Annotated in this window: 30 protein-coding genes; 21 read left to right on the top strand and 9 right to left on the bottom strand. The window is 60.7% G+C overall.

All coding sequences use genetic code 11. The features are described 5' to 3' along the window. The first annotated feature begins 8 nt into the window (after nucleotides 1–8). Together AC3WOY_RS09560 and AC3WOY_RS09555 are read left to right on the top strand one after the other, a co-directional pair. Nucleotides 9–842, top strand: coding sequence for a MetQ/NlpA family ABC transporter substrate-binding protein (locus AC3WOY_RS09560; RefSeq protein ID WP_492423085.1), 834 nt, complete (start codon nucleotides 9–11; stop codon nucleotides 840–842). A gap of 14 nt (nucleotides 843–856) precedes the next feature. Next, nucleotides 857–2,128: an O-acetylhomoserine aminocarboxypropyltransferase/cysteine synthase family protein gene (locus AC3WOY_RS09555; RefSeq protein WP_492423083.1), complete on the top strand. Its 1,272-nt coding sequence runs from the start codon at nucleotides 857–859 to the stop codon at nucleotides 2,126–2,128. A gap of 30 nt (nucleotides 2,129–2,158) precedes the next feature. On the opposite strand, the gene AC3WOY_RS09550 is transcribed toward AC3WOY_RS09555, so the two are convergent. Continuing rightward, nucleotides 2,159–3,346 (bottom strand): MFS transporter, encoded by a 1,188-nt coding sequence (locus AC3WOY_RS09550; protein WP_492423081.1) that lies wholly within the window; start codon nucleotides 3,344–3,346, stop codon nucleotides 2,159–2,161. 145 nt (nucleotides 3,347–3,491) lie between these two features. Here AC3WOY_RS09550 and AC3WOY_RS09545 point away from each other — a divergent pair, with 145 nt between their 5' ends. From AC3WOY_RS09545 to AC3WOY_RS09520, 6 genes are all read left to right on the top strand, one after another. Then, nucleotides 3,492–4,349 (top strand): ferritin family protein, encoded by an 858-nt coding sequence (locus AC3WOY_RS09545; RefSeq protein WP_492423079.1) that lies wholly within the window; start codon nucleotides 3,492–3,494, stop codon nucleotides 4,347–4,349. 62 nt (nucleotides 4,350–4,411) lie between these two features. Further along, the gene (gene rfaE2, locus AC3WOY_RS09540; RefSeq protein ID WP_492423077.1) at nucleotides 4,412–4,888 is read left to right on the top strand and encodes a D-glycero-beta-D-manno-heptose 1-phosphate adenylyltransferase; all 477 of its coding nucleotides are present in this window, start codon (nucleotides 4,412–4,414) and stop codon (nucleotides 4,886–4,888) included. Nucleotides 4,889–4,892: 4 nt separating this feature from the next. Further along, nucleotides 4,893–5,897, top strand: coding sequence for an asparaginase (locus AC3WOY_RS09535; RefSeq protein ID WP_492423075.1), 1,005 nt, complete (start codon nucleotides 4,893–4,895; stop codon nucleotides 5,895–5,897). A 47-nt stretch (nucleotides 5,898–5,944) separates the two neighbouring features. Beyond that, nucleotides 5,945–6,295, top strand: a complete 351-nt coding sequence (locus tag AC3WOY_RS09530) for a hypothetical protein (RefSeq protein WP_492423073.1) — start codon at nucleotides 5,945–5,947, stop codon at nucleotides 6,293–6,295. A gap of 64 nt (nucleotides 6,296–6,359) precedes the next feature. Further along, nucleotides 6,360–6,920, top strand: a complete 561-nt coding sequence (locus AC3WOY_RS09525) for a Spy/CpxP family protein refolding chaperone (protein WP_492423071.1) — start codon at nucleotides 6,360–6,362, stop codon at nucleotides 6,918–6,920. Between the two features lie 61 nt (nucleotides 6,921–6,981). Continuing rightward, the gene (locus tag AC3WOY_RS09520; RefSeq protein ID WP_492423069.1) at nucleotides 6,982–7,437 is read left to right on the top strand and encodes a DUF411 domain-containing protein; all 456 of its coding nucleotides are present in this window, start codon (nucleotides 6,982–6,984) and stop codon (nucleotides 7,435–7,437) included. A gap of 42 nt (nucleotides 7,438–7,479) precedes the next feature. Here the strand turns inward: AC3WOY_RS09520 and AC3WOY_RS09515 are convergent, their stop codons facing one another. The 3 genes from AC3WOY_RS09515 to AC3WOY_RS09505 are packed head-to-tail and all read right to left on the bottom strand — an operon-like array spanning nucleotide 7,480 to nucleotide 9,202. Further along, complete coding sequence (locus AC3WOY_RS09515; protein WP_492423067.1) at nucleotides 7,480–7,959, bottom strand: copper chaperone PCu(A)C; 480 nt, start codon at nucleotides 7,957–7,959, stop codon at nucleotides 7,480–7,482. A gap of 29 nt (nucleotides 7,960–7,988) precedes the next feature. Beyond that, complete coding sequence (gene trmL, locus AC3WOY_RS09510; protein ID WP_492423065.1) at nucleotides 7,989–8,459, bottom strand: tRNA (uridine(34)/cytosine(34)/5-carboxymethylaminomethyluridine(34)-2'-O)-methyltransferase TrmL; 471 nt, start codon at nucleotides 8,457–8,459, stop codon at nucleotides 7,989–7,991. A gap of 11 nt (nucleotides 8,460–8,470) precedes the next feature. Beyond that, the gene (locus AC3WOY_RS09505) at nucleotides 8,471–9,202 is read right to left on the bottom strand and encodes a double zinc ribbon domain-containing protein (RefSeq protein ID WP_492423063.1); all 732 of its coding nucleotides are present in this window, start codon (nucleotides 9,200–9,202) and stop codon (nucleotides 8,471–8,473) included. Nucleotides 9,203–9,267: 65 nt separating this feature from the next. Between AC3WOY_RS09505 and AC3WOY_RS09500 the strand changes: the two genes are divergently transcribed. The 8 genes from AC3WOY_RS09500 (at nucleotide 9,268) to AC3WOY_RS09465 (ending at nucleotide 15,530) form a co-directional block, all read left to right on the top strand. After that, nucleotides 9,268–10,209 (top strand): methyltransferase domain-containing protein, encoded by a 942-nt coding sequence (locus tag AC3WOY_RS09500; RefSeq protein WP_492423061.1) that lies wholly within the window; start codon nucleotides 9,268–9,270, stop codon nucleotides 10,207–10,209. Between the two features lie 240 nt (nucleotides 10,210–10,449). Further along, nucleotides 10,450–10,923, top strand: coding sequence for a DUF2244 domain-containing protein (locus AC3WOY_RS09495; RefSeq protein ID WP_492423059.1), 474 nt, complete (start codon nucleotides 10,450–10,452; stop codon nucleotides 10,921–10,923). A 7-nt stretch (nucleotides 10,924–10,930) separates the two neighbouring features. After that, the gene (gene coxB / locus AC3WOY_RS09490) at nucleotides 10,931–12,088 is read left to right on the top strand and encodes a cytochrome c oxidase subunit II (protein WP_492423057.1); all 1,158 of its coding nucleotides are present in this window, start codon (nucleotides 10,931–10,933) and stop codon (nucleotides 12,086–12,088) included. Nucleotides 12,089–12,106: 18 nt separating this feature from the next. Beyond that, on the top strand, nucleotides 12,107–13,699 hold the full coding sequence (gene ctaD, locus AC3WOY_RS09485) for a cytochrome c oxidase subunit I (protein WP_492423055.1): 1,593 nt from the start codon (nucleotides 12,107–12,109) through the stop codon (nucleotides 13,697–13,699). Between the two features lie 34 nt (nucleotides 13,700–13,733). Further along, nucleotides 13,734–13,841, top strand: coding sequence for a cytochrome oxidase small assembly protein (locus AC3WOY_RS09480; protein WP_492423053.1), 108 nt, complete (start codon nucleotides 13,734–13,736; stop codon nucleotides 13,839–13,841). 1 nt (nucleotide 13,842) lies between these two features. Continuing rightward, entirely contained in the window at nucleotides 13,843–14,439 is a 597-nt protein-coding gene (locus AC3WOY_RS09475; RefSeq protein WP_492423051.1) for a cytochrome c oxidase assembly protein, read from the top strand. Continuing rightward, complete coding sequence (locus tag AC3WOY_RS09470; RefSeq protein ID WP_492423049.1) at nucleotides 14,432–14,641, top strand: DUF2970 domain-containing protein; 210 nt, start codon at nucleotides 14,432–14,434, stop codon at nucleotides 14,639–14,641. Before AC3WOY_RS09475 ends, AC3WOY_RS09470 begins: the two co-directional genes overlap by 8 nt. A gap of 22 nt (nucleotides 14,642–14,663) precedes the next feature. Then, on the top strand, nucleotides 14,664–15,530 hold the full coding sequence (locus tag AC3WOY_RS09465) for a cytochrome c oxidase subunit 3 (protein ID WP_492423047.1): 867 nt from the start codon (nucleotides 14,664–14,666) through the stop codon (nucleotides 15,528–15,530). A 63-nt stretch (nucleotides 15,531–15,593) separates the two neighbouring features. Here the strand turns inward: AC3WOY_RS09465 and AC3WOY_RS09460 are convergent, their stop codons facing one another. Continuing rightward, the gene (locus tag AC3WOY_RS09460) at nucleotides 15,594–15,794 is read right to left on the bottom strand and encodes a twin transmembrane helix small protein (RefSeq protein ID WP_492423045.1); all 201 of its coding nucleotides are present in this window, start codon (nucleotides 15,792–15,794) and stop codon (nucleotides 15,594–15,596) included. Nucleotides 15,795–15,863: 69 nt separating this feature from the next. On the opposite strand from AC3WOY_RS09460, the gene AC3WOY_RS09455 reads away from it, so the two are divergent. The 5 genes from AC3WOY_RS09455 to AC3WOY_RS09435 are packed head-to-tail and all read left to right on the top strand — an operon-like array spanning nucleotide 15,864 to nucleotide 19,803. Next, nucleotides 15,864–16,577, top strand: a complete 714-nt coding sequence (locus AC3WOY_RS09455) for an SURF1 family protein (RefSeq protein WP_492423043.1) — start codon at nucleotides 15,864–15,866, stop codon at nucleotides 16,575–16,577. Then, a complete protein-coding gene (locus tag AC3WOY_RS09450) occupies nucleotides 16,564–17,157 on the top strand; it encodes an SCO family protein (RefSeq protein ID WP_492423041.1) in 594 nt (197 codons plus the stop codon). The genes AC3WOY_RS09455 and AC3WOY_RS09450 overlap by 14 nt, the downstream gene beginning before the upstream one ends. A gap of 7 nt (nucleotides 17,158–17,164) precedes the next feature. After that, nucleotides 17,165–18,277: a COX15/CtaA family protein gene (locus AC3WOY_RS09445; RefSeq protein WP_492423039.1), complete on the top strand. Its 1,113-nt coding sequence runs from the start codon at nucleotides 17,165–17,167 to the stop codon at nucleotides 18,275–18,277. Nucleotides 18,278–18,284: 7 nt separating this feature from the next. Continuing rightward, on the top strand, nucleotides 18,285–19,169 hold the full coding sequence (gene cyoE / locus AC3WOY_RS09440) for a heme o synthase (RefSeq protein ID WP_492423037.1): 885 nt from the start codon (nucleotides 18,285–18,287) through the stop codon (nucleotides 19,167–19,169). A 4-nt stretch (nucleotides 19,170–19,173) separates the two neighbouring features. Next, entirely contained in the window at nucleotides 19,174–19,803 is a 630-nt protein-coding gene (locus tag AC3WOY_RS09435) for an SCO family protein (protein WP_492423035.1), read from the top strand. 61 nt (nucleotides 19,804–19,864) lie between these two features. Here AC3WOY_RS09435 and rpoH read toward each other — a convergent pair whose 3' ends face one another. From rpoH to ftsY, 4 genes are all read right to left on the bottom strand, one after another. Further along, complete coding sequence (gene rpoH / locus AC3WOY_RS09430; protein WP_492423033.1) at nucleotides 19,865–20,764, bottom strand: RNA polymerase sigma factor RpoH; 900 nt, start codon at nucleotides 20,762–20,764, stop codon at nucleotides 19,865–19,867. 229 nt (nucleotides 20,765–20,993) lie between these two features. After that, nucleotides 20,994–21,920, bottom strand: a complete 927-nt coding sequence (gene ftsX / locus AC3WOY_RS09425; protein ID WP_492423031.1) for a permease-like cell division protein FtsX — start codon at nucleotides 21,918–21,920, stop codon at nucleotides 20,994–20,996. Beyond that, on the bottom strand, nucleotides 21,917–22,600 hold the full coding sequence (locus AC3WOY_RS09420; RefSeq protein ID WP_492423029.1) for a cell division ATP-binding protein FtsE: 684 nt from the start codon (nucleotides 22,598–22,600) through the stop codon (nucleotides 21,917–21,919). The genes ftsX and AC3WOY_RS09420 overlap by 4 nt, the downstream gene beginning before the upstream one ends. A gap of 1 nt (nucleotide 22,601) precedes the next feature. Continuing rightward, on the bottom strand, nucleotides 22,602–23,825 hold the full coding sequence (gene ftsY, locus AC3WOY_RS09415; protein WP_492423027.1) for a signal recognition particle-docking protein FtsY: 1,224 nt from the start codon (nucleotides 23,823–23,825) through the stop codon (nucleotides 22,602–22,604). Nucleotides 23,826–23,961: the final 136 nt, after the last annotated feature.

Genomic DNA, 23,961 nt, shown 5'->3' with positions numbered 1-23,961 from the left:
GAGCTCTCATGTCTGCATCCAACAAATTCTCCGGCCAGGTTCGCAGATCCGTCCTCGCTGCTGTCGCCGCCGCTCTGGTCGCCGCACCGTTGTTCTCCTCTGCCAACACCGAAAAGAAGGAACTGGTTTTCGGTGCCACCGCAGGCCCGTACAGCGACCAGATCAAGTTCGGCATCAAGCCCATCCTCGAAAAGAAGGGCTACAAGGTGAAGATCGTCGAGTTCAACGACTACGTGCAGCCGAACCACGCGCTGGCACAGGGCGCGCTGGATGCGAACGCGTTCCAGCACGTGATCTACCTCGACAAGTTCAAGAAGGAACACAACCTGAACCTGTCCGAACTCATCAAGGTCCCGACCGCACCGATCGCGATCTACAGCAAGAAGCACCGTTCCCTGAACGAAGTGAAGGACGGCGCGACGGTGGCGCTGCCGAACGACCCGACCAACCAGGCACGCGCGCTCGTGCTGCTGGACAAGTTCGGCTGGATCAAGCTGAAGGCGGGCTTCGATCCGATACGCGTGTCGGAAAAGGACGTCGAAGCCAATCCGAAGAAAATCAAACTGCTGCCGCTGGAAGCCGCGCAACTGCCACGCTCGCTTGACGACACCGATTTCTCCTTCGTCAACGGCAATTTCGCGATCGCATCCGGCCTGAAGCTGACCGAAGCCCTCGGCCTCGAAGACACGACCGACCAGTACCAGAACCTCGTCGCCGTGCGCACCGAGGACAAGGACAAGCAATTCGTGAAGGACATCGCGGACGCCTACCGTTCGAAGGAATTCCGCGAAGTCACGGAAAAGCAGTTCAAGGGCTTCGTGAAGCCTGCCTACCAGCGATAAGCACAGGAGACAGCATGAAACTGGAGACCATTGCCGTCCATGGCGGCTACTCCCCCGACCCGACGACCCGCGCGGTCGCCGTTCCGATTTACCAGACCGTGTCGTACGCGTTCGACAACACGCAGCACGGCGCCGACCTGTTCGACCTCAAGGTGCAGGGGAACATCTATACCCGCATCATGAACCCGACGCAGGACGTGCTGGAGCAGCGTGTTGCGGCGCTCGAAGTCGGCATCGGCGCGCTCGCGCTCGCATCCGGCCAGGCGGCGATCACCTACGCGATCCAGACGATCGCGGAAGCCGGCGACAACATCATCTCTGCTTCCACGCTGTACGGCGGCACCTACAACCTGTTCGCCCACACGCTGCCGCAGTTCGGCATCGAAACGCGCTTCGCCGATTACCGCGAACCGGAATCCTTCGGCCGCCTGATCGACGAGCGGACGAAGGCTGTATATATCGAGTCCATCGGCAATCCGCTGGGCAACATCACCGACATCGAGAAGATTGCCGAGATCGCACACAGCCACGGCGTGCCGCTCATCGTCGACAACACGGTGGCCACGCCTTACCTGCTGCGCCCGTTCGAGCATGGCGCGGACATCGTGGTGCACTCGCTGACCAAGTACCTCGGCGGTCATGGCAATTCGATCGGCGGCGTCATTGTCGATTCGGGCAAGTTCCCGTGGGCAGAGTACAAGGAACGCTTCCGCCGGCTGAACGAACCCGATGTGTCCTACCATGGCGTGGTGTACACCGAAGCCCTTGGCGCAGCGGCGTATATCGGAAGGGCGCGCGTTGTCCCTCTGCGCAATACTGGCGCGGCGATTTCGCCCTTCAATGCCTTCCTCATCCTGCAGGGCATCGAAACGCTCGCGCTGCGCCTTGAGCGCATCACCGAGAACACCTTGCGCGTGGCGCAATTCCTCTCGCGCCACAAGAAGGTCAAGTGGGTGAACTATGCCGGCCTGCCGGACCATCGCGACCATGCGCTTGCGGTGAAGTACCTGGGCGGACGGCCGTCCGGCGTGCTGACCTTCGGCGTCGAAGGCGGACGGGAAGGCGGCGCGCGCTTCCAGGATGCGCTCAAGCTGTTCACCCGCCTGGTCAATATCGGCGATGCGAAATCGCTCGCCTGCCATCCGGCCTCGACCACGCACCGCCAGCTCAATCCGGCGGAGCTGGCAAAAGCCGGCGTGACCGAGGATACGGTGCGCTTGTCCATCGGCATCGAGCATGCCGATGACCTGCTGGCAGACCTTGAGCAGGCGCTGGCGGCGGTCTGACGACGCGTGCCGGTCGAATGCGGCGGACCGTCAGGTCCGTCGCAGCGACAGCAGGGCGATTGCAAGGATGGCGAAGATGGCGCCGGCGTGGAAGGTGGCTTCCGCGCCCAGCGTATCCCACAGCACGCCAGCGATCACACTTGCCGCCAGCATGGCGATGCCGCTCGCCAGGTTGAACAGGCCGAAGGCCGTGCCGCGCAGGTGGGCCGGCGCGGTGTCGGCCACCATCGCGGAGAGCAGGCCCTGTGTTGCCGCCATGTGCAGCCCCCAGAACACCAGTCCCGCCGACGCCCAAGCGAGTTGTCCGCTATGCGCGAGCAAGAGGTCCGCCACGACCAGCGGCACGATGCCGGCGACGAGCAGCGTGCGGTGGCTCATCGAATCCGCGAGTTTCCCGAGCGGGTAGGCGCCCACCGAGTACACGACATTCATCAGCACCAGCACCAGCGGCGCCAGCGCAAGCGGAAGTCCTCCCTGTTGCGCGCGCAGGACGAGGAACGCCTCCGAGAAGCGTGCCAGCGTCAATACTGCGCCGGCCGCGACTACCCACCAATACGCCGTCGGCAGTTTTCCAAGGGCTGCGCGTGAAATGGGAAAGGATGCGCGCCCCGGCGCGGCGACCCGATGCGGTTCGCGCACGCCGACAATCAGCAGGAACACGGCCAGCACGCCGGGAATGACGGCGACCCAGAATACTGCGCGGAAATCGTTGGCCCAGAGCAGCATCAGGCCCATTGCCAAGAGCGGGCCAACGAATGCGCCGACCGTATCGAGCGACTGCCGCAAGCCGAAGGCGGCACCGCGCATGGACGGGTCTGTGACGTCGGCGATCAGCGCATCCCGGGGCGCGCCCCGGATGCCCTTGCCGATCCGGTCGGCGAAACGCGCCCCCAGCACCCATCCCGCGCCGGTTGCCATCGCGAAGAACGGCTTGGTCAGCGCGCCCAGCCCGTAACCGATCACCGCCAGCCATTTCCTCTTGCCAACCCAGTCGCTGATCACTCCGGAGAAAACCTTGGTGATCAGCGCGGTCGCTTCCGCAATGCCTTCGATAATGCCAACCGTGGTGGCACTTGTTCCAAGAACAACTGTCATAAACACCGGAAGAAGGCTGTGGATCATTTCTGACGAAATATCCATCAACAGACTGACAAAGCCGAGTACCCAGACGGTAGGGGGGATTCTGGTGCGAGCCGGGCTTGCAGGGTTGTTTTGCATGTTGTTTGCGCGAAGTGGGCGCTAATGCCCGTCCGCTTCACTTTACCAAAAGTATTGCGAACGCGGCCCAGCCAAATGCCAACTATTCGGGAATTTCCGCTTTTCTTGGTAGAATCAACGACTTATTCAACATTGAAGGTGCGTGATGCTGTACCCAGAACTATTCAAATCGCTAGAACAAGTCCGCTGGAACATGGAAAAAGACATCCCGTGGGACAAGTTCGATGCATCGATGCTGACAGACGAACAAGCACAGACTATCCGGATGAATGCCATCACCGAATGGTCGGCGCTGCCGGCGACGGAGATGTTCCTGCGCGACAATCGCGGCGACAGCGACTTCTCCGCGTTCATGTCGGTGTGGTTCTTCGAAGAGCAGAAGCATTCGCTGGTCCTGATGGAATACCTGCGCCGCTTCCGTCCCGACCTGGTGCCGACCGAGGAAGAGCTGCACAACGTGCGCTTCGAGTTCGACCCGGCGCCGCCGCTGGAAACCCTGATGCTGCACTTCTGCGGCGAAATCCGCCTGAACCACTGGTACCGCTGCGCCTCCGACTGGCACACCGAGCCGGTGATCAAGCACATCTACAAGATCATCAGCCAGGATGAGGCGCGCCACGGCGGCGCCTACCTGCGCTACATGAAGAAGGCGCTGAACGAAGTGGGCGACAATGCCCGCGCCGCCTTCGCCAAGATCGGCGTCCTGATGGCCTCCGCCCGCCGCACCGAAAAGCCGCTGCACCCGACCAACCTGCACGTCAACCAGGCACTGTTCCCGAACGACACCGTGCAGAGCCGCCTGCCCGATCCGAACTGGCTCGAGCGCTGGCTCGACGGCCAGATCAAGTTCGACGGCGAGTGGGAAAAGAAGGTCGTCGACCGCATCCTGCACAACATGTCGCTGCTGTTCGAACGCACCTTCGAATCGGTGCAGGACCTGAACCGCTATCGCAAGGAAATTACAGGCCGTCTCGGCAATGGCGGCCTCAAACCCGCTGCATGATATCGGACTGAGGTAAGCTACAAGCCGCAAGCAATCAAGCTTGCGGCTTTTTTATTTCTAACATGCCGATTTTCGAGAAAAAGATGTGCCCGCGCGCCGACCTCGGCGAGCGCATCAAGCAGTTGCCCAAGCCGGTGGTCCTGACCAACGGCGTCTTCGACATCCTGCACCGAGGCCACGTCACCTACCTGGCGCAGGCCCGCGAACTCGGCGCCTCGCTGGTGGTCGCAGTCAATACCGACGCCTCGGTCAAGCGACTGGGCAAGGGCGACGACCGCCCGATCAACGCCTGCGAAGACCGCATGGCCATCCTCGCGGCGCTGGAGGCGGTGAGCATGGTGGTGCCCTTTGATGAGGACACCGCGCTGGAAGTGGTGCAGGAAGCCCGGCCCGACGTCTACGTGAAAGGCGGCGACTACGACATGACCGCCATCCCGGAAGGACAGGCGGTACTGGCCTACGGCGGCAAGGCTGTCGCAATCGACTTCGAGCACGACCGTTCCACCACAAGGCTATTGAGCAAGGTCCGCAACAGCTGAAATCATGAACGTCGCCCCACTCGCCGAAGTCACGCGCGGAAACGAGATCGAATCGATCCACTTCGGCGCAGCCGCAGTGGTCAATGCGCGCGGCGAGTTGCTGTACCAGGCCGGCGATCCGCATTTCCTCACTTTCACGCGTTCGACGATCAAGCCATTCCAGGCATTGCCCTTCCTGCGCGCAGGCGGACCGGCGCACTTCGGTTTCGGCAGCCGCGAACTGGCCCTCCTGTGCGCCAGCCATTCGGGCGAGGCGGTGCACACAGCGGTCGTGGAGTCGATGCTGCACAAGGCCGGATGCGAAGAGCGCCACTTGCAGTGCGGCTGCCATGTGCCGATACATTACGCGACAACCAACACCCGGCCGCCACCCGCCGATACCTTCACCCAGTTGCACAACAATTGCAGCGGCAAGCACGCCGGCTTCCTTGCATATTGCCGGCAGCATGGCCACCCGGTCGAGAGCTACCTCGATCCCCGGCATCCCCTGCAGAAGGCAATCCGGTCCAGCCTTGCCGATTTCGCTGGAGTCGCGGACTCCGCCATGCCGACCGGCACGGACGGATGTTCGGCGCCCAATTACGCCTTGCCCCTGTCGCGGCTTGCCTATGCCTACGCCCGGCTGGCGCAATGCGGCCCAGATCCTGTGCACGGCGAGTTGACCGAACAGCTCTTTGCCGCGATGACCACGCATCCCGAACTCGTCTCCGGCACCGGTCGCATCGACCTTGCGTTGATGCAGGCAGGGCAGGGCGATTGGGTGGCGAAAGGCGGCGCGGAAGGCGTGCAGGTAATCGGCATCCGCTCCTCCGGAATCGGCATCGCGCTGAAGGCCGCCGACGGCAGCGCGCGTGGCCTGCAGCCGGCAACGGTGGCGGTACTGTCGCAACTCGGGTTGCTGCCTCGTCAAGATAGTGCGCTCGAATCATGGTTGCGCCCACAACTCTTCAACCTGAAGGGCATCCGCACCGGCGAAGTAAGACCTGCGGTCCAGCTCGCCAAGGCTTGATCTGGATGCCTGCCGGCATCACCCTGTTGTGATAAGGTGAGTGCTCCATGAAAGCAATGAAGACATTGTTCATCTGGCTGCTGATGTCCTTTATTCCCCTCCAGGGCATGGCCGCCAATGCGGTGCTGGTTTGCAAGGCAGCAAACCAGGTTCTCGCCGCTTCACATGCAATCTCACCATCTGGGCATGCGCATCCCTGCGCCGACATGCAAGACACGCAGCAGGAAAACGAAACGACATGCACCGCACAGTACGCGGGCATTCCCTGGATTCCAGCAAGCGCACTCCATCTACCACCGTTTGAACCTGTCGCAGCCGTCGTGGCGTACGCAGGTTTTCACATCCCCTTCTTCATCCCGGACAGTCCGGACCGCCCGCCACGGCGTCATTCCCTTTGAACATCGCAATGCGTCTCCGGATATTCCGGGGGCGCGTATTGACTTCGTTTGAAAGGAATGGACCATGCAATACAAGATTGCCTTCGTCGTCCTGGCGCTGGCTTCGATGCCGGCCCTGTCTGCCGACAACCCGTACGCCGGTCAGGAACGGCGTCCCATCAAGGCGCTGTCCGAGCAGGACATCGCCGACTACCGCGGCGGCCGCGGGATGCGCACCTCACTTGCCGCCGAGCTGAATCACTATCCCGGCCCGCGCCATGTTCTCGAACATGCGCACGCACTCGGCTTGTCGGAGGCGCAGCGGGCCGGGACGCAGGACCTGCATGACAAGATGGCACGAGACGCGAAACGCGTGGGTGAGCAGATCGTGAACAAGGAAGCCGAACTGGAAACCTTGTTCGCCACCGGGCAGGCAAACCGCGACAACACCGCTGCGCTGGTGCGCGAAATCGGAACGCTTCAGGCGGAGTATCGCCTCGTGCATCTTGACGCACACCTGTCAATGCGCCAGGTCCTCACGCCGCAGCAGATTGCCGAGTACGACAAGCTGCGCGGCTATCAGGGCACCAATCCGGACCACGGCAGTCATAAGCACGGGATGATGCAAGGCAAGAAGGGCCACTAATAGCCCCGTGCGACATCAACTGGGCTGCGCCATACAGTCCATGCAATCAAAGGAAATGAACATGCAAAGACGAACATTCATGCAAGCGGCCATTGTCGCAATGCTGCTGCCCGCCACCGTGGCGAAGGCAGCAAAGAATCCCTTGCCCGTCATCGAGGTGTACAAGAGCGCAAGCTGCGGATGCTGCCATGTCTGGGTAGACCACCTGCGCGCCAATGGCTTTGCCGTGAAGGCTGTCGACGTGCCCAACCCGTCCGATTACAGGACGAAGTATGGCATTCCCGATGACCTCGGTTCCTGCCATACCGGCGTCGTCGCGGGATATGCGCTCGAAGGCCATGTGCCGGCGGCAGAGATCAAGCGCCTGCTCGCGGAACGCCCGAAGGCGCGCGGCCTCGCTGTGCCTGGAATGCCGATGGGCTCGCCGGGAATGGAAGGGCCGCGCAAGGATCCCTACGATGTGCTGCTGATCCAGGCGGACGGCCGCTCCCGGGTGTACAAGCACTACGGCGCCTGACGATGAAGAAAAGCGCGGCACTTCGTGTGCCGCGCGGGATGCTTAATGGCCGTGGTGCATGCCGCCGTGGCCGGCATCCTTCTTCTCCTGCACTTTTACCTTCACTTCGGTTTTCCCCGCCTTTTCGAACACCAGCGTCATCGGGAAGCTGTCACCGGCCTTCAGGGGCTGCTGCAATCCCATCAGCATCAGGTGATAGCCATCGCCCGGCTTCATCTCGACGCGTCCGGAGGCCGGGATCTCGATCTGTCCCGCTTCCCGCATTTTCATGACGTTGCCGTCCATTGCCATGGAATGGATTTCAACGCTCTTCGCCACGGGGCTGCTCGCGCCGACCAGCTTGTCCGCATTCTTGCCCTTGTTTTCAATCGTCAAGTAAGCGCCGCCGGCACGCTGGTTCGCGACTGTGGCGCGGGCATACGGATTGTCGATGCGCAGATCCTTCAGCTTCGTCTCCTGCGCATGGCCGGGCATGCTGAAAGTGAATGCCGACGCCAGTGCAATGCATGTACGCAAAATCATGATGGTCCTTTGTTCAGATATACAAAAATTCAATTGCCGCCGGCAAAACCGTTCTGCCGCCAGGCTTCATAGACGACGACCGCGACGGTGTTCGACAGGTTGAGGCTCCGGTTGTCCGGACGCATCGGCAGCCTGATCCGTTGCGATGGGGGAAACGATTCGCGCAGTTCCGGTGCGAGACCGCGCGTTTCCGATCCGAAGACAAAAACATCGCCGGGACGGAAGGTCATCGACGCGAACGGTGTCGAACCGTGCGTGGTAAGCGCAAACATCCTGGCCGGATCGGGGCGTTCGCTGGCAAGGAAGGCATCCCAGTCCGGATGCACCTTCATCGTCGCATAGTCATGGTAATCGAGCCCCGCGCGCCGCATCTTCGCATCGTCCAGCGGGAAGCCGAGCGGTTCGACCAGGTGGAGTTGCGCACCGGTATTGGCACAAAGGCGGATTACATTGCCCGTGTTGGGCGGGATCTCCGGTTCGACAAGTACGACGTGAAACAAGTCCTGCTCCTCTAATGTTGCGGCGTGCGCGCAAATACGATATTGGTGACCCGCGCTGCGCCGAATCGCTTGAGTGTAGCCGCCAGCTCATTGAGCGTCTCGCCCGTGGTCATCACATCATCGACAACGCCGATATGCCGCCCATGTACGCGCTGCATCGCAGGCGCGGGAACGACGAAGGCATTACGGATGTTCTTCTGGCGCTCGTCCGGGGGCAGCGTTGCCTGCGCATGTGTTTCCTTGTGCCGCGCCACGAGGTGCGGCTCCAGCTTCACACGCATGTGGCGCGAAAGCGGCTTCGCTATTTCCAGCGCCTGGTTGAATCCACGTTGCACGAGGCGCTGCGGGCCAAGCGGGACCGCCGTCAGCAAGTGGGGCAGCAATATATCCTTGGTGGCCGGATGCAGCATCTGCGCGAACATCGGCGCCACTTCGAGCCGGCTGCCGAATTTCAGCGCGAGCACCAGCCGATCGACCGGCGGCAGGTAGTCTGTCGCAACGACGGTTGCATCGAAGGCAGGCGGCTGTTTCAGGCAGTCGCCGCAGCGCATGTCGGCTGTCGCGCCGGGCAATGGTATGCCACAGCATGCGCAGCGGACCTTTCTTGTCGAAAAGAACTGGGCCCGGCATCCGTCGCACAATGCCGTGCGATGTTCGGCACCGCACAGCGCGCATGACGATGGGAGTACGAAGGGCAGGCCTGTCAGCAGTTGCTGCAGCATCGGGCGCATCCGGGAAATCATGGAGCAGGCGAATCCTCAAGCGTGTAAACTGCGAGCATTATCTCATTGCCCTGCCGGATTTCCTTGTGTCCACCCAACCCGACTCCCGTTTGAGCGCGCCTATCGATGTGAGTAACGTACGCCGCCTGTTCGACAGCCCGGCACGGATTTCGGAGTCGAATTTCTTGCGCCGCGAGATCGCCGGCCGCATGCACGAGCGTCTCTCGCTGGTGAAGATCCAGCCGCAGCGCGTGCTCGACCTCGGATGCGGGGAGGGGGCCGATTTCCCGGCCTTGCAGGAGTTGTACCCGGAGGCGCATATGCTCGGTCTCGATGGATCGTTTGCGCTTCTCGCGGGAGGCCGCCGGGAGCAATCGGCCGCAGTCAACTCGATGACACGCCTGCTCGGCAAACTCCTGCCCCGGAAAATCGGCGCAAGGCATGAAGACGCATTCGGCCAGTTGTGCGGTGACTTTTCCCAACTGCCTCTCAAGCCAGCCAGCGCGGACCTGATCTGGTCCAATCTCGCGCTGCATTGGCATCCGCAGCCGGACCTGGTGTTCGCCGAGTGGCGGCGCGTGTTGCGCGTCGATGGCCTGCTGATGTTTTCCTGTTTCGGTCCGGATACCTTCAAGGAAATTCGCGCGGCATTCGCGCAAGTGGACGAATACCCGCACACCTTGAACTTCGTCGACATGCATGATCTCGGCGACATGCTCGTCAATAGCGGATTCTCAACGCCGGTGATGGATATGGAAACTATTACCGTCACTTACGAGTCCACCGACAAGTTGCTGTCCGACGTGCGCGCATGGGGAGGCAATCCCCTCCTGACCCGCCGACGCGGCTTGCTAGATCGCAGTGCAAAGGCGCAACTGCTTCGTGTGCTCGACACTTTCCGCCGCGCAGACGGCAAGATTCCGCTCACATTCGAAGTGGTATACGGCCATGCCTTCCGTCCTGCGCCGACAAAGACCGCCGATGGCGAATCGATCATCAGGTTCGACTTCCCCCGCAAGCGTCAGTAGGCGCTTACACCTTTAATTTCGTCTGACAGACAAATTCCGCCATTGCGATAGTCGGCCTGTCGCCGGAATGTGATCGAAATGACAATTGCCATCTTGCTGCATGCCTGTTGCAGAAGCGCATCCATGCGCGGCGAGCTGTCATTTGTAGGACTTTTTCCCCTTGATAACCATCCGTTATCCGACTTATACTTCCGTGGTTTTGCGCAGAGAGCGCGCCGCTTCGCTTCCTTGAGGTAAGTCATGGACAGCCGCGAATGGATGCTGAAGCGCAATTGCTCAATGTCACCGCGACAACTCGGCCTTGCCTATCTCGCGGTTTGCACGACATCACTGCTGGTCGCGACATTTTTTGCTGCTTCCGGTGCCTGGTACGTCCTCGGCTTTGCGCTTGTTGAGCAGTTCGCGGTAGGAATTGCCTTTTTGTTGTATGCTCGTCATGCGACGGACAGGGAACATATCGCACTCGAAGAGAACTGCCTGCTGGTGGAAGTCATCCAGGTGGAGCATGTCCGACAATTCAGGCTGGATCCGCGCCATACGCGCGTTGAACCGCCCCTGTCGGGCAGCAGCGGGCTGGTGCGTTTGGAGGCGAACGGCACCAGGGTCGAGATCGGCCGGTTTTTGACAGAATGGAAAAGACGCGAGCTTGCGCGGGAGTTGAATAGCGCGCTGGCGTTGCAAAGATATAAACAGAATTCCAATTTTGGCTTTTGAGGAAACTATGAAACTTGCGAAGCGCCTTCAATCCCTGATGCTCGGTGCGTCGCTCCTGATGGCAGGCATGCCGTCATGGGCGGTCAACGATAGCCCGGGCGGTCCGGCAGTCCGCCAGATGACCTTCCACCAGCCGGTCACCAAGATCGCAGAAGAGGTCTATTCGCTGCACAACCTGATGCTGATCATCTGCCTGGTGATCTTCGTCGCAGTGTTCGGCGTGATGTTCTACTCCATCTTCAAGCATCGCAAATCCGTCGGCCACAAGCCGGCAACCTTCCACGAAAGCACCGCCGTTGAAATCGCCTGGACGGTCGTGCCGTTCCTGATCGTCATCGGCATGGCGCTGCCCGCCACCAAGACCGTGGTCGCGATGAAGGACACTTCCAACGCCGACCTCACCATCAAGGTGACCGGCATGCAATGGAAGTGGGGCTACGACTACCTGAAGGGCGAAGGCGAAGGCATTTCCTTCCTGTCCGCGCTGTCCACCCCGCGCGAGGCTGTCATCAATCCGGCCAAGATCGAAAACGACAACTACCTGATCGAAGTCGACAATCCGGTCGTCGTCCCGGTCAACAAGAAGATTCGCCTGGTCCTGACTGCCAACGACGTGATCCATGCCTGGATGATTCCGGCATTCGCAGTGAAGCAGGATGCGATTCCCGGTTTCGTTCGCGACACATGGTTCCGTGCCGAGAAGACCGGCGTCTACCGTGGCCAGTGCGCGGAACTGTGCGGCAAGGAACACGCGTTCATGCCGATCGTCGTCAATGTCGTGACCGACGAAGAGTACAAGAAGTGGGTCGAGGGCAAGAAGAAGGAAATGGCTGCCAAGGCTGACGATCCGAACAAGACCTGGACCGTCGACGAACTCAAGCAGCGTGGCGCGCAAGTCTACGCCGCCAACTGCGTGGCCTGCCACCAGGCTACCGGCAAGGGTGTTCCGGGCGCATTCCCGGCGCTCGACGGTTCCGCTGTGGTGAACGGTCCGCGCGCAGAACAGATCAAGGTTGTGGTGAATGGCCGCAAGGGCATGCCTCCGTTCAAGCAGTTGTCCGATACCGAACTCGCTGCAGTGATCACCTACACCCGCAACAACTGGTCCAACAAGGCCCAGGAAAATATTGTTCAACCGGCCGAAGTGCTGGCTGCGCGCAAGTAATTGAATTAGGAGATTGAGATGACCACCGCAGTTGATCACGCACACGATCACTCTCACGACCACGCGCACGACCATCCGCACGGCTGGCAACGCTGGTTGTATGCAACCAACCACAAGGACATCGGTTCGCTGTACCTGTGGTTCTCGTTCATCATGCTGCTGTCCGGCGGCGTGCTCGCGCTGGGTATCCGCGCCGAGCTGTTCCAGCCCGGCCTGCAACTGGTGCAGCCGGAGTTCTTCAACCAGCTGACCACCATGCACGGCCTGATCATGGTGTTCGGCGCGATCATGCCGGCCTTCGTCGGCTTCGCCAACTGGATGATCCCGCTGCAGATCGGCGCATCCGACATGGCGTTCGCCCGGATGAACAACTTCTCGTTCTGGCTGCTGCCCCCGGCCGCCATCCTGCTCGCCGCATCCTTCCTCGTGCCTGGCGGCGCGACTGCGGCGGGCTGGACGCTGTATGCTCCGCTGTCGACCCAGATGGGTATCGGCATGGACATGGGTATCTTCGCGATGCACATCATGGGCGCCTCGTCGATCATGGGCTCCATCAACATCATCGTCACCATCCTCAACATGCGTGCCCCCGGCATGACGCTGATGAAGATGCCGATGTTCTGCTGGACCTGGCTGATCACCGCCTACCTGCTGATCGCCGTGATGCCCGTGCTGGCCGGCGCAATCACCATGACGCTGACCGACCGCCATTTCGGTACCTCGTTCTTCAATGCCGCCGGTGGCGGTGACCCGGTGATGTACCAGCACATCTTCTGGTTCTTCGGCCATCCCGAGGTGTACATCATGATCCTGCCGGCATTCGGCATCGTGTCGCACATCATCCCGGCCTTCGCCCGCAAGCCGTTGTTCGGCTACGCATCGATGGTGTATGCAACGGCCTCGATCGCGATCCTGTCGTTCATTGTCTGGGCACACCACATGTTCACCACCGGCATGCCGGTGACGGCGCAGTTGTTCTTCATGTACGCCACCATGCTGATCTCGGTTCCGACCGGCGTGAAGGTGTTCAACTGGATTGCGACGATGTGGAAGGGTTCGATGACCTTCGAAACCCCGATGCTGTTCGCCGTCGGCTTCATCTTCGTGTTCACGATGGGTGGCTTCACCGGCCTGATCCTGGCCGTGACCCCGATCGACATCCAGATGCAGGACACCTACTACGTCGTGGCGCACTTCCATTACGTGCTGGTCGCCGGATCGCTGTTCGCACTGTTCGCCGGCTTCTACTACTGGGGGCCGAAGTGGACGGGTTTCATGTACAACGAAACTCGCGGCAAGATCCACTTCTGGGGTTCGCTGATCACCTTCAATGTCACGTTCTTCCCGATGCACTTCCTCGGTCTGGCCGGCATGCCGCGTCGCTATGCCGACTACCCGGCGCAGTTCACGGACTTCAACATGATCGCGTCCATCGGCGCTTTCGGCTTCGGCCTGATGCAGGTGTACTTCCTGTTCGCGGTTGTCCTGCCGTCGATCAAAGGCGGCCAGAAGGCAGCCGACAAGCCCTGGGATGGTGCCGAAGGCCTGGAGTGGACCGTGCCGAGCCCGGCGCCTTTCCACACCTTTGAAGTACCTCCGACTGTGAAGTAATTGACTGGCGGGTGAAAGCCCGCCGGTTCTGCGTATGTCTGATCCGAAGAAACCGAACAACCTGAAGACCGCACTAATCCTGGCGTCCGTGGCACTGATGTTTGCCGTGGGACTGTTCGTGAAACGACTCTGGTTCGCTTGAGATGGAACAACAGGAACAACGCGGCACTGCAACGAAGGCGGGCCTGCTGAACAGGCAGATGCTCACCAAGCTGCTGGTCGTGGCGGTAATGATGTTCGGTTTCGGTTATGCGCTGGTTCCGATCTACAAGAAGATTTGCGAGATTACCGGTGTGAACCTGCTGACGCCGAAGGATTCGATGGTCGGCGACATCAAGAACACACAGGTCGACAAGAGCCGCACCATCACGATCGAGTTTGATGCAACAGCGCAGGGGCCGTGGCGATTCCGCCCGACGGTGTCCAGCATGCAGGTGCATCCCGGTGAGATGGCGCAGGTGGTGTACGAGGTGGTGAATACGCAGGCACGCCCGATCGATGCGCAGGCGATTCCGAGCTACGCACCGCAGCAGGCATCGGCGCATTTCAAGAAGATGGAGTGCTTCTGCTTCAAGCAGCAGACGCTCGGTCCGAACGAAGCGAAGCAGATGCCGGTCGTCTTCTTCATCGATCCGGCCCTGCCGAAGGATGTGAAGACGATCACCTTGTCATACACGTTCTTCGAAGTCGGTGGTCCCGGCAAGAAGCAGACGGCATCGCAGGGCAATACGAATGGATGACCCGAAAACGCCGCGCAAAGCGTCCTTCGGCGCAACGATGAAGGCGGTGTTCTGGTCGTTTTTCGGTATCAGGAAAAAGAGCGACTACGAAAAGGATGCGCAGCAGCTGAACCCGGTGCATGTGATTATTGCCGGTGTGATCGGGGCCTTGATTTTTATCGGGACGCTGTTGCTTATTGTGAAGAGTGTCGTCGGAAAGTAATTATTTAAATTTGTATTGGGAGATGGAGATGGGTTCTCATCAAACAGGTAGCGCACCCTACTATTTCGTTCCGGGGCCTTCCAGGTGGCCGGTCCTGGCCGGTGCATCGCTGCTCGTCACCATGGCTGGCGCGTCCGCATGGGTCAACGGTGTAAGCTGGGGACCGGCAGCCAACATCATCGGCATCCTCGCGTTGATCGTGGTGCTGTACAAGTGGTTCGGTGATGCGATTTCCGAGTCCGAACGCGGCTTGTATGGCGCGCGCATCGACCTGTCGTATCGCTGGAGCATGAGCTGGTTCATCTTCTCCGAAGTCATGTTCTTTGCCGGTTTCTTCGGCGCCTTGTTCTATGCGCGCAGCATAACCATGCCGTGGCTGGCCGACATCGACCACAAGCTGATCTGGCCCGATTTCAGCGCGCAGTGGGGTAATTCCCCTGGCGGCACCGTCGAGCCCTTCGCGAAGATGGGCCCGTTCTGGGTTCCGACGATCAATACCGCATTGCTGCTGACTTCCGGCGTCACTCTGACCATTGCTCACCACGCTCTGCGCGCCGGTCAGCGCGGCAAGACGGCTTTCTGGCTCTTTGCAACCATCGTCCTCGGTGCAGTGTTTATGGGCTTCCAGGCTTACGAGTACGCGCATGCCTATAGCGACCTCAACCTGAAGCTGACCTCGGGCATCTATGGCTCGACCTTCTTCATGCTGACCGGCTTCCACGGCTTCCACGTGACTTTGGGCGCCATCATGCTGGCAGTCGTGCTGTACCGTGTGATGAAGGGCCACTTCACTCCGGATCATCACTTCGCGTTCGAGGGGGCTGCGTGGTACTGGCACTTCGTCGACGTCGTGTGGCTCGGCCTGTACGTTGTTGTGTACTGGTTGTAATCAATACTTGCAGAAAACAAAAGCCGCACCGAGGTGCGGCTTTTTTGCTCTTTCAGCGCCGTGTCAGCGAATGCCGGTAGGCTGTATCCAGCCTTGGCTGTAGGCGACGAGAATCAGGATGAACAATGCGATCGAGAAGCCGACACGCAAGGCCAGTGCCTTGACGGTACGATTGCTTTTGCCCTTGTCGCGCATCAGGAAGACAAGCGCGGAGCCGAGGCTGGCGAGGATCAGGATGAAGGCGACGGCGACTAGCGTTTTCATATGGTGATGGCACTGCGGGCGGCAAGGCGCGACAGAAGGACACTCGGTGTTGAATAAAGTGACATTGTAATGCCAATGAAATTCCGGTTCAGATGGATTCCTTTCGTCGCGGCAGTCATCGTCGCGGCGATCGGTTTTTCCCTCGGTCAGTGGCAGACGCGTCGTGCTTCGGAAAAGCTGACGATCGAGGCACGGCAGCAGGCGCGCGAGTCGGACGCGGTGATGGACATTGGCAGCGACATTCGCCAGCCCGAAGAGGTGGAGTTCCGTCGCATGAAGATACGCGGCGAGTTCGTGCCGGAATGGACTGTGTATCTCGACAACCGGCCCTACAAGGGGGCGGCGGGGTTTCATGTCATGACGCCGATGAAGATCGCAAATTCGGACATGCATGTGCTTGTCGCTCGGGGGTGGGTCAAGCGCGATGTGGCGGACCGGGCTAAACTGCCGCCGATTTCGACGCCTGCCGGCACGGTGGAGATCGAAGGTGTTGCACGACGAGCCCCCGGCCATGTGCTGCAACTCGGCAAGGCGGAGACGCTGCAGCGGGGGGCGATTGTGCAGAATGTGGATGCATCGGAGTTCGAGAAGGCTGCCGGGCTCAAGATGCAGCCCTTTGTGCTTGAGCAGATCGGCGACATGCAGGATGGCCTGGTTCGCGACTGGCCGCGTCCGTCGACGGGCGTGGAAAAGCACCAGGGTTACGCCTTCCAGTGGTACGCCCTCGCGGTAACGGCACTACTATTTTTTGTGGCAACAGGATTTCGACGTGGAAAAGAATGACCAGCAGCGCAAGGGGCGCTGGAAGCTGTTTGCAGTGATTGCCATTTGCGCGTCCCCGCTGATTGCCTCCTACCTGACCTACTATGTGATCAAACCGGAAGGGCGGACCAATTACGGCGCGCTTATCGATCCTCGCGCTTATCCGATTCCGGCGGCGCTGGGCGCGACATCCCTGGAGGGCAAGCCTGCGGGACTGAATGATTACAAGGGGAAATGGATCATGCTGCAGGTTGCCGAGGCTGACTGCCAGGATCCTTGCCGCAAACGTCTGCATGACATGCGCCAGCTTCGACTTGCGCAAGGCAAGGACATGGACCGCATCGAACGCGTATGGCTGGTCACCGACGACAAACCTCTGGAGACGCTGCTGATGCGCGAGTACGACGGCACGCACATGCTGCGGGCCCGTTCAGATGTCGTGAAGTCGTGGCTGCCTGCCGATGCGGGCACTGTGCCGTCCGACCATATTTACATGATCGACCCGTTGGGCAACCTGATGATGCGTTTCCCCAAGGACGCGGATCCGAACAAGATGAAGAAAGACATTGCGAAGCTCCTGAAGGCTTCGCGCATAGGATGACCGACCGATGCTGATCCAACTTGCGATCATGGGCGTGCTGGCAGCCTTGCTGCCCTTGACCATCGTCTGGGTGTCCGGCGATTCGAACAAGTACCGGAAACTGGTCTGGGTGACGGCATTCCTGACGTTTGACCTGATCATGTTCGGCGCTTTCACCCGTCTGACCGATTCCGGTCTCGGGTGTCCCGACTGGCCCGGTTGTTACGGACATGCCAATCCGGTGCAGGCGCACGCGCATATCAGCGCGGCGGAGGCCGCGATGCCGGACGGCCCGGTCACGGTGATGAAGGCATGGATCGAAATGATCCATCGCTACCTGGCAATGGGCGTGGGCGTGCTGATTATCGCCATCATGGTGATTGCCTGGCGCCGGTGGCTGCGGTCGAAACGGAAGGACGCCGCGTTTGCTCCCTGGCTACCCTCCTACCTGCTTGTCTTCGTGTGCGTGCAGGGGGCATTCGGCGCGTGGACGGTGACGCAGAAGCTGCAGCCGGTAATCGTCACGATCCACCTGTTGCTTGGCATGGGGCTGCTCATGTTGCTGGCCTGGCTGGGAGCGCGCCAGAACACTCATCCTCCTGTTGCGGTAGCGGCGCTGTCGGTGCGTGCTTCTGCCACGATTGCACTGGCACTGCTTTTTGTGCAGATCGCGCTGGGAGGATGGGTCAGCACGAACTATGCGGCACTTGCCTGCCTCGACTTCCCGCTATGCCATGGCGAAGCCATGCCGCACATGGATTTTGCGAACGGCTTTACCTTGTGGCGTGACCTCGGGAAGACGGCAGACGGCGAATTCCTGCCGTTCCCGGCGTTGACCGCCATCCATTGGGTGCATCGCATGTTTGCCATCGTGGTTGTGATCTATGTCGGATGGCTGGCGTTGCGTTCCCGGAAAATCGGAGGTCTCGAGCGTGTTGCCACATGGCTTCTGGCTGCGCTATGCATGCAATTCCTGACCGGCATGTCCACGGTTTTCCTGAAGTGGCCGCTTGCGCTTGCGGTGGTCCACAACGGCGGTGCGGCGGCCCTCGTGCTTCTGCTCACCATGTTAAACTTTCAGGCTAGGATTCCGTCGCAAGCCGCGTCGAATCGAGCCGCAACCCGGCTTTCAGCTGCTTGAGGTGCATGTGACTACACTGACCATCCAATCCAACCGCTTTGCCCAGTACTGGGCGCTGACGAAACCCCGGGTGACGCAGCTCGCCGTATTCTGCGCCGTCATCGGCATGTTTCTCGCGACACCGGACCTGCCCGACTGGCGTGTCGTCGTGGCTGCAACCATCGGTATCTGGCTGCTCGCCGGCGCGGCGTTCGCGGTCAACTGCCTGGTGGAACGCGAGATCGATGCGCGCATGGCACGTACCGCCCGCCGTCCGATGGCTCGTGGCGAACTGACCGTGCCGCAAACCCTGGTGTTTTCCGGCGTCATTGGCGGCATCGGTATGTGTGTGCTCTTCAATTTCGTCAATCCGCTGACCATGTGGCTGACCTTCGCTACCTTTGTCGGTTACGCGGTCATCTACACGATGCTGCTCAAGCCTGCGACGCCGCAGAACATTGTCATCGGCGGTTTGTCCGGCGCGATGCCGCCGGCGCTTGGATGGGCGGCGATTGCCAACGACGTGCCGATGGAAGCGTGGATCCTGGTCCTGATCATCTTTGTCTGGACGCCGCCGCATTTCTGGGCGCTGGCGATGTACCGCCGCGACGACTATGCGAAGTCCGGCTTGCCGATGCTGCCCGTGACCCATGGACTGCAGTTCACGCAGTTTCATATCTGGCTTTACACGATCATCCTCGTGGCGACCACGATGCTGCCGTTTGCCGTGCAGATGAGCGGGCTGATTTACCTCGCCAGCGCCATCGTGCTGGGCGCCATTTTCCTCTGGTATGCGTGGCAGGTTTATCGGCATTACACCGATCTCATCGCGCGCAAGACCTTTGCCTATTCCATCGTCTACCTGTCGCTGCTGTTTGCCGCGCTGCTGGTCGATCATTACATCAAGCTCTAGGATCATGTCATTCATTACGGCAAGACGCGCTGCGGCGCTTGCGCTCGTCGCTGCGAGCATCATGCTCGGCGCATGCGACAAGAAGGGCGAGGGCACGCAGATGATGCTGTCCCCGGCCCAGTCCACCTTCAAGAACACGGACGTCACCGGACTCGATTACGCCAAGGACTTTGCCATGCCGGACCATACCGGCAAGATGCGCACGCTGGCCGATTTCAAGGGCAAGGCGGTGGTTGTGTTCTTCGGCTATACGCAGTGCCCGGACGTCTGCCCGACAACCATGGCTGAGATGGCGAACGTCATGCAGCAGCTCGGACCGCTGTCGGACAAGGTCCAGGTTCTTTTCGTGACGGTGGACCCGGAGCGAGACACGCCGGAATTGCTGTCCAAGTACGTGCCGTCCTTCGATCCGCGTTTCCTCGGTCTCGTCGGCGACAAGGCCCAGACGGAAAAGATGGCGAAGGAATTCAGGGTGTTCTACCAGCAGGTGGCAGGCAAGGAGCCTGGAAGCTATACGATGGATCACACCGCAGGCAGCTACATATTCGACCCGCAAGGGCGCCTGCGCCTGTTTGTTCGGCACGGGCAGGGGACGGAGCCGATTGCGCACGACCTGAAGCTCCTGCTTTCGTAGGAGCGTGCCGCAAAAGACAAAGGCGCCCAGCGGGCGCCTTTTTTTGTTGCCTGCTCTCTGATCAAACGTACGCGGCGAGCGTGCCTTTCATCTTCTTCAGCGCGGCACTTTCGATCTGGCGGATGCGCTCGGCGGAAACGCCGAATTCGTCAGCCAGTTCGTGCAGCGTGGCGCCGGAACCGTCGTCATTCGACAGCCAGCGTGCTTCCACGATGCGGCGCGAACGCGGGTCGAGCTTCTCAAGCGCCGCTTCCAGCCCCTCGGACTGCATGCGGTCGAACTGCTTCGCTTCCAGTGCCTTCGTCGGTTCTGCCGTGTCGGAGGACAGGTAGGCGATCGGAGCGAACTTGTCGTCTTCGTCCTCGCTGGGGCCGTCGAGGGCGATATCGTGGCCCGACATGCGGGTTTCCATCTCGATCACTTCCTCGCGCTTGACGTTGAGCGCATTGGCAAGATCATCGACTTGCGCCGGCGTCATCGCGTCCAGGCTTTCCTTGTGGCTGCGCAGGTTGAAGAACAACTTGCGCTGCGCCTTCGTGGTGGCAATCTTCACCAGGCGCCAGTTCTTCAGGATGTATTCGTGGATCTCGGCCTTGATCCAGTGCATCGCGTACGACACAAGGCGTACGCCCTGGTCGGGGTCGAAGCGTTTCACAGCCTTCATCAGGCCGATATTGCCTTCCTGGATCAGATCGGCGTGGGGCAAACCGTAGCCGAGGTAGCCACGTGCGATCGACACGACCAGTCGCAGGTGCGACATGACCAGTTTCTGCGCCGCCGCCAGATCGTTCTGCTCGCGCAGGCGACGGGCAAGCGACGTCTCTTCCTCGTGCGTCAGCATCGGGATGCGGTTGACGGCCGAGATGTACGCTTCGATGTTGCCGAGGCTGCCCGGGAAACCGAGCGTCAGGGCATGACTTCCCATCGGAACCAATGCGGTTTGTGCAGAAGTTGCTTTCATCGTTTCTCCTTGCCTTGTCAGTGTTTCCTCCGCCGAAACGAGGAGGATTACCGATTTCGTCAGTATATTAGCACTCTCAAGGGAGGAGTGCTAATCACCGTTTTCAACGGTCAGGATAGGGAATATCTATTCTGTCGGTTGTTTTCATATATTCAAACAACTGTAGAGCAGGTGCCCGGGAAAAAGTTGTGAATAATCAAATTGTTGCAGGAAAAGACAGGTTTTTATGCTAGGGAAGCCGGGCAAGTTGCCGCCGGACCGACAGCAGTGCACCGATCAGGCCCAGGCACGCGCTTATTGCAAGCATTGCAAGCGTTGCGCTCATGCCGAGCGGTGCCAGCCGGAATTCCGATGCGTACAGCCGGGCAAAATCGGTGATTGCATCATTCAGCGGGTGGAGCGAAACCGCCACCGCCCCGAGGGCTGCAGCCCCTGCGCAGAGCCCCAGCAAGGCACCGGTGTAGTAAAACGGTCGATAGATATAGGAATCGGTCGCGCCGAACATCCGGCACACCTCGATCTCGTCGCGCTGGGTCATCACCTGGAGCCGGATGGTGTTGAAGATCACGGCGACCACGACGACCCCCAAGGTGGCTGCAAGGAATAGCAGCGCAAGCCGCAGGACGTGCATCAGGGCGGCGAGGCGCTTGACCCATGCGGAATCGATCTGGACGTATTCGACACCGGGAAGGGATTTGAGTTGCGCGGCCAGGGTTTCGACCTTGGCGGCGTCCGAGGCATCCCGAACGCCCGATAGCTTCAGCACGTAACCATCCGGCAGCGGATTTTCGCCGAGGGCCGTGATCGCATCGTCGAGGCCGGTCTTGTTCTTCAGCAGGGTGAGGGCATGCTCGCGCGGAATGAATTCCAGTTTCCCGGTGTTACCCGATTCCTGGACCGTGCGGCGAATCTGCGGGCCGAGTGCGGTTGCCCGTTCCCGGGGCGTTTCCATGGACATGAAGATGCTGATTTCCGGTTCCACCGCGAGCTGCTCGGACACCGGGCGCACGTTTTCGAGCAGGGTCAGCCCCGCGAACGGCAGCGCCAGCGCAATCGCAACCACCACGACATTCAGGGAGAAGCTCCCTGGCGAACGCAGCAGATGCCGGAATGCGCTTGCCAGTGCGAGGGCATGTTGCCTGAGCCAAGTGATCATGCTGCCCCCTGGAGCGAATCCGCTGCCGGCCCCTCGGCGAGGCGCCCGCGTTCGAGATACACCACGCGTGGTGCGCTGGCGAGGATGTTTTCGTCGTGGGTGGCGATGATGCAGGTCACGCCGACGCCGTGGAAGGCCTTCAATGCGTCCATCACCTTCTTCGCGCTTCCGCGGTCCAGATTGGCGGTCGGTTCGTCTGCGAGAATGATTTGAGGGCGGTTGACGATGGCGCGCGCAATCGATACGCGCTGCTGCTCGCCGCCGGACAGCGCCATCGGGTCCGATGCCGACTTGTCGAGCAGGCCGACCTTGTCGAGGGCTGCGCGGGCACGTTTCTCCGCGTCGCCCCCGGCCGTTCCGATGACTAGCAGGGGAAGCATGACATTGGCGAGCACGCTGCGGTCATTCAGCAGACTCTGCTGCTGGAAGATCAGGCCGAGGTTGCGGCGCAGGTAGGGGAGTCCGGACGCATTCAGGCGTCCGACATCCTGGCCGTTGACCGACACGGTTCCCGAGGTCGGGCGCTCCATCACCGCGATCATCTTGAGCAGGGTCGATTTGCCCGCGCCGGACGGGCCGGACAGGAAGACGAGTTCGCCCTTGTCGATCGTCAGGTCGATATCGGTCAGCGCGGAAGAGCCGCGCCCGTATTGCTTGGAAACGTGCCGGAACTCGATCATGTCAGCTCAGCAGCGCATCGACGAATTCTTCGGCATTGAAAGGCTGCAAGTCTTCGATCGTTTCGCCGACGCCGATGAAGTACACCGGTACCGGGCGCGTCTTGGCGATCGCCGCCAGTACGCCGCCCTTGGCGGTGCCGTCAAGCTTGGTGATGACCAGTCCGGTCAGTTGCAGGGCGTCGTCGAATGCCTTCACTTGCGCCAGCGCGTTCTGTCCCGTATTGCCGTCGATGACGAGCAGGACTTCATGCGGTGCGTTCTGCATGCCCTTGCCGATCACGCGCTTGATCTTCTTCAGCTCTTCCATCAGGTGCAGCTGGGTCGGCAGGCGGCCTGCGGTATCGACCATTACTACGTCGACGTTGCGCGCCTTGGCGGATTGGACCGCGTCGAAGGCAACCGCCGCCGGGTCACCGGATTCCTGGGCGACCACCGTGACGTTGTTGCGCTGGCCCCAGATCGCAAGCTGTTCGCGCGCGGCTGCGCGGAAGGTATCGCCGGCGGCGAGCAGGACCGACTGGTGATGCGCCTGCAGATGCTTGGCCAGCTTGCCGATCGTTGTTGTCTTTCCGGCGCCATTGACGCCGGCGATCATCATGACCAGCGGCTGTTCGCGGCCGAGGACCAGCGGCTTCTGCAGCGGCGAGAGCATGTCGATCAGCAGCGTGCGTAGCGCGGCCTTGACCTGTTCGGCCTCGGTCAGCTTCTCGGTCTTGACCTTCTTCTTGAGCTCGTCGAGGAGGAACTGTGTCGCTTCCACGCCGGCGTCCGAAACCAGCAGGGCGGACTCGAGTTCTTCGTAGAGGTCGTCGTCGATCTTGGCGCCGATGAAGAGCGTGGTCAGGTTCGTGGAAGTTTTCGACAGGCCTGCCTTCAGGCGCTGCAGCCAGGAGCGCTTCTGCTCGGGCGGAGGCGGTTCCGCGGGCACGATTTCGCCCTCGGGCTCTTCGACCGCGACCGGAGCAGGAGCCGGCTCGGGAAGAGGCGCGGCAACGGGAACGGGAACGGGAACGAGCTCAGGTGCGGGAGCCGGGGCTTCAACTGGCTCAGGAGCGACTTCAGGCGCTGGGGCCTGCTCCTTCTTGAACAGGTTCAGCCAGGAGGACTTTTGCGGCGCCGGTGCTTCGGCCGGCGCGGGAGCGGCTTCCGGTGTGGCTGTTTCTGGTGCCGCTTCCGCCGGCGGCGCAGGCGTATCTTTCGGTTTTTTCTTGAAGAAACTAAACATCGGAGCAGGGGAGGTGGGCAGTCCTGGGCGCGCAAAGCGTCGCCGCAGAAAGAAGATACAATCGGAACCTCATTTCACGGGTGGCGTCATCTTGCATTGCCACCACATCAAACCAGTTCTCTATTTTATCAGAGCG

It is taken from the genome of Noviherbaspirillum sp. FW303-A3 (genome assembly GCF_058788695.1).
The sequence above is the reverse complement of the archived record's forward strand: the minus strand, read 5'-3'. Positions and strand labels throughout refer to the sequence as shown.